At 72.5% G+C, this 11,851-nt stretch carries 11 protein-coding genes; 4 read left to right on the top strand and 7 right to left on the bottom strand.

Features of this window, described 5'->3' with window-relative positions; all coding sequences use genetic code 11:
• Positions 1-17 precede the first annotated feature (17 nt).
• Positions 18-1,184: a xylose isomerase gene (gene xylA / locus ABZ865_RS25010; protein ID WP_361234362.1), complete on the top strand. Its 1,167-nt coding sequence runs from the start codon at positions 18-20 to the stop codon at positions 1,182-1,184.
• A 160-nt stretch (positions 1,185-1,344) separates the two neighbouring features.
• Here xylA and ABZ865_RS25005 read toward each other — a convergent pair whose 3' ends face one another.
• From ABZ865_RS25005 to ABZ865_RS24995, 3 genes are all read right to left on the bottom strand, one after another.
• A complete protein-coding gene (locus ABZ865_RS25005; protein ID WP_361234359.1) occupies positions 1,345-2,685 on the bottom strand; it encodes an esterase-like activity of phytase family protein in 1,341 nt (446 codons plus the stop codon).
• Positions 2,686-2,788: 103 nt separating this feature from the next.
• Positions 2,789-4,114: an SWF or SNF family helicase gene (locus ABZ865_RS25000; RefSeq protein WP_361234356.1), complete on the bottom strand. Its 1,326-nt coding sequence runs from the start codon at positions 4,112-4,114 to the stop codon at positions 2,789-2,791.
• Complete coding sequence (locus tag ABZ865_RS24995; protein WP_361234595.1) at positions 4,111-6,987, bottom strand: DEAD/DEAH box helicase; 2,877 nt, start codon at positions 6,985-6,987, stop codon at positions 4,111-4,113. Before ABZ865_RS24995 ends, ABZ865_RS25000 begins: the two co-directional genes overlap by 4 nt.
• A gap of 227 nt (positions 6,988-7,214) precedes the next feature.
• Here ABZ865_RS24995 and ABZ865_RS24990 point away from each other — a divergent pair, with 227 nt between their 5' ends.
• Positions 7,215-7,397, top strand: coding sequence for a hypothetical protein (locus ABZ865_RS24990; RefSeq protein WP_100830325.1), 183 nt, complete (start codon positions 7,215-7,217; stop codon positions 7,395-7,397).
• A 111-nt stretch (positions 7,398-7,508) separates the two neighbouring features.
• Here ABZ865_RS24990 and ABZ865_RS24985 read toward each other — a convergent pair whose 3' ends face one another.
• Together ABZ865_RS24985 and ABZ865_RS24980 are read right to left on the bottom strand one after the other, a co-directional pair.
• Complete coding sequence (locus ABZ865_RS24985; RefSeq protein WP_361234352.1) at positions 7,509-8,387, bottom strand: hypothetical protein; 879 nt, start codon at positions 8,385-8,387, stop codon at positions 7,509-7,511.
• Between the two features lie 152 nt (positions 8,388-8,539).
• Positions 8,540-8,803, bottom strand: coding sequence for a hypothetical protein (locus ABZ865_RS24980; RefSeq protein WP_361234592.1), 264 nt, complete (start codon positions 8,801-8,803; stop codon positions 8,540-8,542).
• A 131-nt stretch (positions 8,804-8,934) separates the two neighbouring features.
• On the opposite strand from ABZ865_RS24980, the gene ABZ865_RS24975 reads away from it, so the two are divergent.
• Positions 8,935-9,840 (top strand): oxygenase MpaB family protein, encoded by a 906-nt coding sequence (locus ABZ865_RS24975; RefSeq protein ID WP_361234589.1) that lies wholly within the window; start codon positions 8,935-8,937, stop codon positions 9,838-9,840.
• Here the strand turns inward: ABZ865_RS24975 and ABZ865_RS24970 are convergent.
• Positions 9,817-10,350 (bottom strand): PadR family transcriptional regulator, encoded by a 534-nt coding sequence (locus ABZ865_RS24970; protein ID WP_361234349.1) that lies wholly within the window; start codon positions 10,348-10,350, stop codon positions 9,817-9,819. The two genes, ABZ865_RS24975 and ABZ865_RS24970, sit on opposite strands and share 24 nt — an antisense overlap.
• A 113-nt stretch (positions 10,351-10,463) precedes the next feature.
• Between ABZ865_RS24970 and ABZ865_RS24965 the strand changes: the two genes are divergently transcribed.
• Positions 10,464-11,219, top strand: a complete 756-nt coding sequence (locus tag ABZ865_RS24965) for an alpha/beta hydrolase (RefSeq protein WP_361234346.1) — start codon at positions 10,464-10,466, stop codon at positions 11,217-11,219.
• A 12-nt stretch (positions 11,220-11,231) separates the two neighbouring features.
• Here ABZ865_RS24965 and ABZ865_RS24960 read toward each other — a convergent pair whose 3' ends face one another.
• Positions 11,232-11,831, bottom strand: a complete 600-nt coding sequence (locus ABZ865_RS24960) for a class I SAM-dependent methyltransferase (RefSeq protein ID WP_361234343.1) — start codon at positions 11,829-11,831, stop codon at positions 11,232-11,234.
• Positions 11,832-11,851 lie beyond the last annotated feature (20 nt).

Here is an 11,851-nt window from a genome sequence, read left to right as displayed (position 1 = left end):
CAACAAGGAGCCGCGGCATGAGCTACCAGCCCACCCCCGACGACAGGTTCACCTTCGGCCTGTGGACCGTCGGCTGGCAGGGAAGGGACCCGTTCGGCGACGCCACGCGCCGCGCCCTCGACCCGGTCGAGACCGTGCAGCGCCTGGCCGAGCTCGGCGCCCACGGGGTGACCTTCCACGACGACGACCTGATCCCCTTCGGGTCCTCGGACACCGAGCGCGAGTCACACATCAAGCGCTTCCGTCAGGCCCTGGACGCGACCGGCATGACCGTCCCCATGGCCACGACGAACCTCTTCACGCACCCCGTCTTCAAGGACGGCGCGTTCACCGCGAACGACCGCGACGTCCGCCGCTACGCCCTGCGCAAGACGATCCGCAACATCGACCTCGCGGCCGAGCTGGGCGCGAAGACGTACGTCGCCTGGGGCGGCCGTGAGGGCGCCGAGTCCGGCGCGGCCAAGGACGTGCGCGCCGCCCTCGACCGCATGAAGGAGGCCTTCGACCTCCTCGGTGAGTACGTCACCGGCCAGGGGTACGACATCCGCTTCGCCATCGAGCCCAAGCCGAACGAGCCGCGCGGCGACATCCTGCTGCCCACCGTCGGCCACGCCCTGGCCTTCATCGAGCGCCTGGAGCGTCCCGAGCTGTACGGCGTCAACCCCGAGGTGGGCCACGAGCAGATGGCCGGGCTGAACTTCCCGCACGGCATCGCGCAGGCCCTGTGGGCGGGCAAGCTCTTCCACATCGACCTCAACGGCCAGTCCGGCATCAAGTACGACCAGGACCTGCGCTTCGGCGCCGGCGACCTGAGGGCCGCGTTCTGGCTCGTCGACCTCCTGGAGAGCGCCGGTTACGAGGGGCCGCGCCACTTCGACTTCAAGCCGCCGCGGACCGAGGACCTGGACGGCGTGTGGGCGTCGGCGGCCGGCTGCATGCGCAACTACCGCATCCTGAAGGAGCGTGCGGCCGCCTTCCGCGCCGACCCGGAGGTCCAGGAGGCGCTGCGCGCCTCGCGCCTCGACCAGCTGGCCCAGCCCACCGCGGCGGACGGCCTGCAGTCCCTGCTCGCCGACCGCACGGCCTTCGAGGACTTCGACGTCGAGGCCGCCGCGGCCCGCGGCATGGCCTTCGAGCGGCTCGACCAGCTGGCGATGGACCACCTGCTGGGCGCCCGGAGCTGATCACGCACGCGCGCGTGGGGGCCGCCACGGCTGGCGTCGCCCCCACGCGCGCGGGTGTCGATTTTCCGGAGCCTGAGTGGGGCCGGCCTACTGCCGGCCCTCCATGGTCGCGGCCCCCTGGGACGTCCTCTTGGATGTCCTCGGGTTGGACGTCCCCGGGTCAGACGTCCTCGGGAAGCCGGACGTACGTCACGGTCGTCTTGATACCGCTGTCGACCAGGCGCCCCTCGGCGTCGAACGCGCCCGTCCCGTCCGTCATGCCGAAGTCGTTGTCGTTGATGAGAGCGAGCGTGTCGCGGTTCACGCGCGCGATGCCCTCGATCTTCCCCGGAACGCCGCTCGCCTTGCCCAGGTCGACGACGAGCCGCTTGGTCAGCACCGGCACCCCTGCCGCGGCGGGGTCCTCCAACTGCTCCAGCGACGGGGCGGTCGTGTCGTCGTCCCAGGGGCCGCCGAGGATGTCGTTCCTGTGGCCCAGCCTGACCAGCTGCAGCCGGGCCGCCTTGTCGGTGCGCTCCTCGACCAGCAGGCGGTCACCGCCGACGGCCACCACGGAGGAGATCTTCAGCTCGGACGTGTCGTCCTCGCCGGGGTCGACGACGCTCACCGGGTCGAAGCGGTAGGCGTACTCGGCGGTGACGGCCTTCTTCCCCGGCGAGAAGCGCAGCAGGCGGGTCGTCCGCGACGCGTCACCGGCGCTCGCGTCCGGCAGCGAGAGCGGGCTCTGGAGGGCCACCACCAGGTCACCGCAGGGGAGTTGAGCCAGACCCTCGAAACCGCGGTTGATCTTCCGGTGCAGCAGGACGGAGGGAAGCGCCTCGACCACGGGGTAGTCGGCGCCCGTGAGGTTCAGCCCCTTCGGCACATAGCGGGTGAGCACCTTGCCGCGCGCGGAGACATGCACGAGCGAGGGGCCGTACTCGTCCACGAGCCAGAACGTCCCGTCGGCGGCCCGCACGATGCCCTCGGTGTCCAGGCCGTTCGGGTTGAACGACAGGGCTGTCCGGGCGTCGTAGGTGTACGGCGTCTCGTCGCGGCCCGACTGGTCGGGCAGCCCGGTGACGGGCTTGCCCGAGGTCGTGGTCAGCGGGATCGCGTCGATCACCTCGACCTCGTCCCCGGAGACCCGGATCTTCACGATCGCCGGGTCGAACCCGGGTACCGGGAACGTCCGGCGCTTCTTGCCGTCCACCTTGATCTGGCCGTTGGGGCCGCGATCGGTCACCGTCCAGTACTCGCCCTTGTGGCCCGCGGGGTAGATGTCGCTGCCGATGCCGCCCAGGTGCACCCCGTGGTCGTCGCCCACGCTGCCGGGGAGCAGCGCGTTGCTGAAGGTGCCGAGCGGGATCTCCCCGAGCGTCGCCGTGCGGATGACCTGGGCGTCCCCGGCGGGCGCCGCCGTGGCCGTCGTCGCGGCCACGAGGGCGGCGGCCACGGCCAGCGGCAGCCCCGTGGCGACGGAACGGTGGACGCGGCGCCGGCTGGCGGAATGCGGGGACATCGACCCTCCTGAGGGCAAGTTCGGTGACTGCGGTCACCCTTGGACCCCGGGGGGAACTGCGCACAACGGCCAGGTGTACGAACAGCGACCAACACTCGTCCGATCATGTCCATTTCGAGATGGTGGAACGACAGATATCTGAGAGGGGGCGGCTCTTAGGGGTAGGCCGTGCGGCCGCCAGTGCCGCGGCCGGGTCCCGGTCCGCGTCGCCCGCCGGGAACCAGTGCCGGTCCTCCGCGCGGTAGGGCCACCAGCGGCCGTCCCTGCCGAGCCGAAGCTGCACTCCTGCGCCCGCGAGGGTCCAGTGGTTGCCGTCGGCCTGGAACGACGGCCGCTCCTCCGTCTCCCAGGCCTCCTCCAAGGCCACGCGCGCGCGGGCGAGCGCCACGCCCTCCACCTGCCACTTCTCGTCCAGGACGGCCAGTGCCGCCGCTCCACCGAGGCGCCAGGCGCGGACAGCCCTCGCCAGCCCGTCGCGGCCGCGCCCGGACCCGTCGGCGAGCCGGTCGGCGACGGCATCGGGAGCGGTGCCGTCGGCAAGCCGCACGGCGTCCTGATGCGCGGTCAACTCCCGAATACCGGTCTCCTCCTGCCCGCCCCCGTGGAGGGCTCGCGCCAGCAGCCGGTGCGCCTCCACGGCCGTGCGCCCGGCCAGGTACCGCAGCGCCGCGGGATCGAGCGCGGGCGCTGGTACCGACTCGGCGTCGAAGGACGGCGGTTCACCGGGTTTCTCGGGCAGGCCGGGCAGGGCGGGCAGCGGGGGCAGGATGTCCGCGGCGGCCCACGCCTCCACCGCGTCCACGCCCGCCGATGTGGCGGGTTCCGCGCGAGGTGCGGTGCCGCGCAGGTGCAGTTCCTCCAGGAAGGCGCTCTTTCCTCGGCCACGCATCAGCAGCAGCACGAGCGGATCCTCGTCCAGCAGGCGTGCCACCTGGTGACAGAGGGCGGCGGTGTGTCCGCAGTGGTCCCACGTGCCGCAGTCGCACTCCGGTTCCAGATCGCCCAAGCCGGGCAGCAGGTCGACTCCCCTGACCGCCGCGTCCTCGATCAGGTGCGACGGCAGTTCGCCGTCGAGGAGTGCGGCGAGGTGTCCCGCGCGCTCCACCACCAGATCGACAAACATGTCCCACTGCGCTTCGGACAGCTCGGGCACCAGGATGTCGGCCCGGTGCGCCGCTCCGCTCCGTTCGCGTACGACGGCGGTGACCCGGCCCGGCCGCACCGTCACCGCCCCCACGCCTCCCGCGCGCGCGAGCCGGCGGCCCGCCTTCACCGCCGCGCCGTCCAGTGCCGCGTCCTCCAGGGCGCTCAGCCATGCGCGCCCCCACCAGGTCCCCGCGAACCCGCGCCCGCCCGCGGGCGGCAGCGCGGCGAACGTGCGCTCCAGGCCCCGATCGTTCTCGTCGTTCGTCGCGTGCTCGTGGTTCATCGCGCCTCCTCGCGCAGCTCCACCAGTGCGGCCAGTTCCGCGTCCGTCAGCTCCGTCAGCGAGGCCTCGCCGGCGCCCAGCACCGCGTCGGCCAGGTCCCGCTTGCGTTCGAGCATCTCCGCGATGCGATCCTCCACAGTCCCTTCGGCGATCAGGCGGTGCACCTGCACCGGGCGGGTCTGCCCGATGCGGTACGCGCGGTCCGTGGCCTGTGCCTCGACCGCGGGATTCCACCAGCGGTCGTAGTGCACGACGTGCTCGGCCCGGGTGAGGTTCAGACCGGTACCGGCGGCCTTCAACGACAGCAGGAACACCGGCACCTCGCCGTCCTGGAAGCGCCGCACCAGCGCCTCGCGTTCCACGACCGGGGTGCCGCCGTGCAGCAGCTGCGAGGCCACGCCACGGGCCGCCAGGTGCCGTTCGAGCAGGCGGGCCATGCGCACGTACTGCGTGAAGACCAGAACGGCGGAGCCCTCGGCGAGGATCGTGTCGAGGAGTTCGTCGAGCAGTTCCAGCTTCCCCGAGCGTCCGGGGAGCCTCGCGCCGTCCTCCTTGAGGTACTGCGCCGGGTGGTTGCAGATCTGCTTCAGCCCGGTCAGCAGCTTCACGATCAGGCCTCGCCGGGCCATGTCGTCGGCGGTGGCGATCCGGTCGAGGGTCTCGCGGACCAACGCCTCGTACAGGCCCGCCTGTTCGGGCGTCAGCGCGACGGGATGATCGGTCTCCGTCTTCGGCGGAAGCTCGGGCGCGATGCCGGGGTCCGACTTCCGGCGCCGCAGCAGGAACGGCCGCACGAGCCGTGCGAGCCGCTCGGCCGCGGCGGGATCCTGGCCGCCCTCGACCGGCTGCGCGTACCGGGTGCGGAAGGTGCCGAGCCGGCCCAGCAGCCCTGGTGTGGTCCAGTCGAGGATCGCCCAGAGTTCCGTGAGGTTGTTCTCCACCGGGGTGCCGGTGAGCGCCACGCGTGCGCGTGCGCCGATGGTGCGCAGCGCACGCGCGGTCGCCGAGTAGGGGTTCTTCACGTGCTGAGCCTCGTCGGCGACGACCATGCCCCAGGGCACCGCGGCCAGCCGCTCGGCATCCAGGCGCATCGTCCCGTAGGTCGTGAGGACGAACTCCCCGTCCGCCAGGGAGCCGAGATCGCGTACGGGTCCGTGGAACCTGCGCACCGGCAGGCCGGGGGCGAACCGCTCGATCTCCCGCTGCCAGTTGCCGAGCAGCGAGGCCGGGCAGACCACGAGCGTGGGCCCCGCCGCCGACGGGTCCGTCTGACGGTGCAGATGCAGCGCGATCAGTGTGACCGTCTTGCCGAGGCCCATGTCGTCGGCCAGACAGCACCCCAGGCCCAGGGCCGTCGTCCGGGCCAGCCAGCCGAGGCCCCGGAGCTGGTAGTCGCGCAGGGTGGCGTCGAGCGCGGGCGGCTGTCCTACGGGCTGCGCCGCCTCCGGATCAGCGAGCCGCTCCCGCAGCCGCGCCAGCCATCCGGTGGGCCGTACGTCGACCCGGTGGCCGTCCACCTCGGCTGAGCCCGTGAGAGCGGCCGCCAACGCCTCTACGGGGGTCAGAGAGCCGTCCTGCCGGGCTCGTGCGCGCCGGGCCTCCCCGGGGTCGACGAGGACCCAGCGGTCGTGCAGCCGTACGAGGGGACGCTTGGCCTCCGCGAGACGGTCCAGTTCCTCCCGGGTCAGCTCCCGGCCGCCGAGCGCGAACCACCAGCGGAATCCGACCATCGCCTCGGCCGACAGGAAGGACGGCAGCGCCGAAGCCGCCTCCTCGGATCCGCCCGAGGCCGTCCCGTGGTCCGGCGGACCGACGGCCGCGTGGGCGGTCAGCTCGCGCGACAACTCCTTCGGCCAGTGCACGTCGACGCCCGCCGCCGCCAGCGCACGCCCGCCGTCACCCAGGAGTTCGACGACCTCGTCGTCGGCGAGGTCCACCGCATCGGGTACGGCGGCCGCCAGCAGCGGCGCCAGCGGCGACCAGGCGCGTGCGGCGCGCCGCAACGCCAGCAACGTGTCCGCCCGCGCGCGGGGGCCGAAGATCTCGGGCACGGCTGCCGTGCCCGACGCGGCCCACAGTTCGGCGGCGTCCACGACGTCCGCCGCTCCGCTCGCGCCATGCGCCTGGAGGACGGCTCGGAACCGCACCGGAGCCTCGCCCTCCGGCACGCCGTCCAGGAGACCGGGTGCCTCCACCCGCAGCGACAGCCGCAGGCCCGTGTCATGGCCCGCGGCGATGTCGTCGGCCCACGCCCGCAGCCCGGGCAGACGCTGCGGCTCCCGAGCGGCATAGGCGGCGCCTCCGGTCACCATCGGTGCGGCGGGCGAGCGGGGGAGGGTGTCGGCCATCGCGTCCAGGAAGGCGCGCACCAGGTGCTCCGGGTCTGGCAGCCGGGCCGGTCCGCCCGCGGCGATGGGCACGGCGTGTGCTTCCGGGGGCATGGCCGCGGCGAGTTCACGGACCAGCTCCGCGTCGTGCGCGGACAGCGGCCCCACCCGCCACATGTCGTGGTCGTCCGGAGACAGGCCGGGCAGGAGCAGGCCGCGCGCCAGGAAGTGCAGGGCCAGCATTCCGGCCGCTCCCCAGAAGGCGGTGGCCCGGTGGCTTCCCGACTCGCCACGCGCGCGTGTGAGCACCGGCAGGGCGGTTGACAGCGGCAGCCGTATGGCAGGAAGCCGCGCCCGCTCCACCCTTCCGTCCGAAACGGGAAGCGTCAGGTCCAGTTCCTCGACGACGCCGTGGGGCACTCCGGAGAGGGGCCCGCCGTCGGGCCGCCAGAAGGCCATCACACCGGCGCGGGCGGGATCGGGCGGGACGAACACGGCGCTGCAGCGGGTCAGTTCGGACAGTTCGGAGGGTGGTGCCGGGAACATGCTCTGCACAGCTCTGCCGCACTCCTCAAATTTGACTACTCGCTTCGAAGTCGCCGAGGGTACAGGACGTCGCAGGCTCGCCAAGAACGCTTACTCTGTGACGTGGACCACTAGGGGGTGCGCCGGTGCGCCTCAGGGATCTCTCAGGGTCGGCAGCCGGAACCGTGCGGCGCGCGGGGCCGTTTTCCATGCAGAGAGCGGCAGTGGCCGTGAAGGAGGCGACGCTCATGTCCAAGAACGCCAAGATCGCCGCAGGAGGCGTGGCGGTCGGTTTGATCCTGCTGATATGGCTGCCTTGGTGGGTGTCCTTCCTGATCGTGGTGGGAGTCCCGGTCGCCGCGTACCTGACGCTGGACCCCTCACAGCGACGCAGGCTCCGCCGGGTCGCCCGCAAGGAGATCGGCCGCTGAGCCGAGTGGGCCGAGCGTCCCGGGTGCGTCCCTCGCGGTGACAGCGGCCGTGCCGGACGTGCTTCGGGGCAGCGGGGGCCACGCCTTCAAGGACGCCGTGGCCCCGCAGGCTCAACTGGGCCGTACGGCCATCTTCTCGAGCGCCTCCAGCAGGCCCGGCAGCTCCGGCCCCCGGCCCACCGGCAGGACCTCGCCGGGCTTCTCGTCCAGCAGGATGAACGCGATGTCGTCGGTGCGGGCCACCATCGACCAGCCGGGCCCGTCGGCGCGGAGCGTGCGGGCGTCACCCGGGGCGAACGAGGAGCGCACCCGTCCCAGCGGAGGCGGCGAGTCGAGGTACGCGCGCGCCTCGGACAGCACCCGCCGAACCCCCTGGTGGCCGCCCTTCGGCGCGCTCGCCGGGGCCTCTGACGCGGCCGCCGAGGACGTCGCCGACCCCGTCGAGGCCTGTGAGCCTTCCGCCGTCTCCGGCGACCCTTCCGGCGGCAGGTCGCCCTCGCTGATCTGACCGCGCCACGCCGCCCACTGAAGCGCGATCTCGTCGGCACCCAGGCGCCGCTGGGCCGGTCCCCAGGAGCTGGTGTCCGGCGGGGCCAGCGGGGGCTGGTCCGCATCGTCGGGGCGGGGGTCGTGCGGTGCGGGCACACCGGGCGCGGCCACGGCCACCGCCAGGGGCCAGCCCGGCAGAGCGGCCACGACCGTGCGCTCGTCGGGCGAGAGCTCGTACTCCATGCCGCAGTCCCAGGAGGCGATCGCCACCGCGACCAGCGAGACGTCGTCGATGACGACCGTCCAGCGGGCACCCTCACCGTCCTGGCCGAGGACCAGTCCGTACCCGTCGGCGCGGGGTGCGAGCCCCAGCGCCGCGCAGGCCTCCGGATAGTCGTCGCCCAGCACGCTCGGAAACTGCGCCGGCGTCAGCAGTACCGCCGTGAGCACATACAGCGCATCGTCCGCGGCGGTGACGGCCTCGTCGTCCGTTCCGGCCATCCCTGCCTCCCAGTGGTTCGTCCGTCGGCGCGCACCCTAGTGCGATCCGAAGGTGCTTGTCACGACACCGCACACCACGCGGACCTGCAGGTTTCCACCTGGACAGGGGCGAAACGCCCGCGCTTGGCGGACGACTTTCCCGCGGGCTCCTCTCAGGCCTCCGGCAGCCCGAGCAGGTCCCGCGCCACCGCTCCCGGTGACGTGCCGCGCTCCCGGGCGAGCGTGGCGACGGCACGGCACGCCAGTTCGCTCACGCCGAACGACAGCGCCTCGGGCGACACCCAGGCCGACGCCTCGTCGATCCCGTCCTGGTCGTCCTCCGCGCAGGCCGTCACGTAGGCGGCCGCGGCCTCGAACAAGTTGTGCGCGCGCCTCTCCGGGACCTCCGCAGCCCCCGCACGCGGGGAGGGGCGCAATCTTGCGGCGTACTTGCGTATCGTGTGGATCACGCGGACCATCTTCCGCCTGAACGGGTTCGCTGTCGATCGTTCATCTGCTGCTGTTCAACGTAGAGTTGGGATTTCGGCAGCAGAAGGGGAACGCAGTGGTGAAGCGCTTTGCGCGGCTCGAGGAGATCCGCCGGATGGACCCGGTGGCGGACGCCCTCGAGATCTACCGGCTCAGTGTGGCGTTCGAATTCCCCTGGGACTACACACGGGCCCTGGAACTCGCGCTGTACCGCACCTACGCCGTCCCCAGCATCGGCCGCCTGCTCGCCGAGACGGCGGAGCTGACCGACCGCACACAGAAGCGGTACGACGACACCGCGCTGCTCCTCGACACGGTCGTGGAACACGGCTTCGCCGCCGAAGAGGGCCGTACCGCGATCCGTCGCATCAACCAGATGCACCGCAGCTACGACATCAGCGACGACGACATGCGCTACGTGCTCTCCACCTTCGTCGTGATGCCTAGGCGCTGGATCGACGCCTACGGCTGGCGGCGCCTGTCGCGGCACGAGATCGTCGCCACCACCGAGTACTACCGCACCCTCGGCCGCCACATGGGCATCCCCGGCATCCCCGAGACCTACGAGGAGTTCGAGGCCCTGCTCGACGCCTACGAAGAGGCCCACTTCGCCTGGGACGAGCGGTCCCGGCAGGTCTCCGACGCCACGCTCGACCTGATGGCGTCCTGGTATCCGCGCCCGCTGGCACCGCTGCTGCGCACGGCCACGCTGGCCCTGCTCGACGACTCCCTGCTGCGCGCCTTCCGCTACGAGGCGCCCGGCGCGGCCACCTCCGCCCTCGTGCGCCGAGCGGTGCGGACGCGCGGCCGGCTGGTCCGGTTGCTGCCGCCGCGCCGCAGCCCGCATTTCGCTCGGCAGAACTGGGAGATCAAGAGCTATCCGAACGGCTACCGGCCGGCCGACCTGGGCACCCGTCCGGTCCCGGGACTGCGCGGGTGCCCGGTCAGGCACCAGGACACCTCAGCCGCCGACGCCCTCGAGTGAGGCCAGGGTGTCGCGCAGCCAGGCCAGTTCGGCCCGGCTCGTGGCCCGCGCGATGGTGAGGACACCGCGCCGGAAGGGGTCGTCCAGCTCCTCCGCGCGCAGCGGCCGGTCGCCGTCGTAGAAGAAGCTCGCCGGCTCCTCCAGGAAGGCCAGCCTGCGCCGCAGTACGGCCGCCTGGGCCGCGGGGTCGTCCAGGTGCCGCAGGAACGCGAGCAGCGTGAACCAGTTGTTCTCGTCGGTGATCTCGCGCTGCGCGGGCTCGGCCAGCCGCCGCCGCAGTTCCTGCCTGCCCTCCTCGGTGAGGGTGAGGACATGGCGCGGCGCGGCCCCTGCGCCGGGCTCGGTGGCCCTCGCCAGCAGCCCCGCCTTCTCCAGCCGCTTGATCGCCGGGTACAGCGTGCTCTCGGCGACGGGCCGCACGTGCCCGGTGAGCGCGGCGATGTGCCGGCGCAGGACATAGCCGTGCAACGGGGCGTCGTAGAGGAAACCGAGGATGGCGAGTTCCAGCATGCCCGCATTCTCTCCCAGGCACGCTGTACATCGGACCCGACTTAATTCGTTGACGATATACCTCGACACCGATGTATCGTCAGGGTCCCATCACGGACACGAGGGAGCGCACCGTGCAGCAGGCCGAATTCGACGACAGGGGGAGCCGGATCCGATGGACGGAGGTGCCCGGTGCGCAGCCCGCGCGCGTGTATCTGCACGGACTCGGATCGATGTCCGCCGTGTACCACGCGCACATCGCCGCCCGGCCGGAACTGGCGGGCAGGCGCAGCCTGTTCATGGACCTGCCCGGGCACGGGACCAGCGACCGGCCCCCGCACTTCGGCTACACGCTGGAGGAGCACGCCGATGCCGTGGCGGTCGCGCTGGACCAGGCGGACGTCACCGGCGCCGAGCTGATCGCGCACAGCATGGGCGGCGCCGTCGCCCTCGTGCTCGCCCACCGGAGGCCCGACCTCGTCTCCCGGTTGGTGCTGACGGAGGCGAACCTCGACCCGTTCCCTCCGCAGACGGCAGCCAGCAGCGGAATCGCCGCCTATGGGGAGGACGAGTTCGCCGAGAAGGAGTACGCGCGCGTGCTGGACAGCGTGGGCCCCCTGTGGGCGGCCACCATGCGGCTCGCCGATCCGCGCGCGCTGCACCGGAGCGCGGTCGGGCTGCGGCGGGGCTCGGACCCCACGATGCGGACGATTTTGGAAGGCCTGGAGATCGACCGCGTCTACCTTCAGGGTGAACACAGCGGCGAACTGCCCGGCAGGCAGCAGTTGGAGGCCGCCGGGGTGCGCGTGGTGACGGTGCCCGGCGCCGGGCACAACGTCATGTTCGACAACCCCGACGCCTTCGTGGCAGCCGTAGCGGGACGGTACTGAGCCGGCTGGCTGTCAGTCCTCGCGCGTGGCCAACGCGAGGAAGCGGGCGTCCTCGTCGACGTAGGACGTCATGCGCCAGCCCGAACGGGCAAGGAGAGGGCCCAGATTGGCCTCGGCCCGAAGGTCCTCGGGGGTGATCTGCCGGCCCTGGCGCGCTGCCAGGGCCGCCCTGCCGATGGGGTGGAACAGCGCGAGCGTGCCGCCGGGCCGCACCACGCGGGCCAGCTCCCGCAGGTTCTCCACGGGCTGCGGCAGATGCGCGATCAGGCCCGCGGCGAACACGGCGTCCAAGGCCCCCGAGCGCAGTGGCAGCGCGGCGACGTCCGCGAGCAGCAGGAACCCGTCGCGGCCCCGGCCCGCTCGCACGGCGGCCTGGAGCATCGCCGGGGTCAGGTCGGCCCCGATCACCACCCCGGTAGCGCCCACGGCGGCACGCAGAGGCGGCAGGGCGCGGCCCGTGCCGCAGCCCGCGTCGAGCACCCGGTCACCCGCGCGCAGGCCCAGATCGGCGACGGCGGCCGCGTAGGCGGGGCCGTCGTCGGGAAACCGGCTGTCCCAGTCGTCGGCCCGGGCGGTGAAGAAATCCTGGACGTGTGTGTGGTCGTCGCTCATGCTCCGCATGATCTCTCACT

Origin of the sequence: Streptomyces sp. NPDC047085 (assembly GCF_040643735.1) — a bacterium.
Classification (GTDB): Bacteria; Actinomycetota; Actinomycetes; order Streptomycetales; family Streptomycetaceae; genus Streptomyces.
The sequence above is the reverse complement of the archived record's forward strand: the minus strand, read 5'-3'. Positions and strand labels throughout refer to the sequence as shown.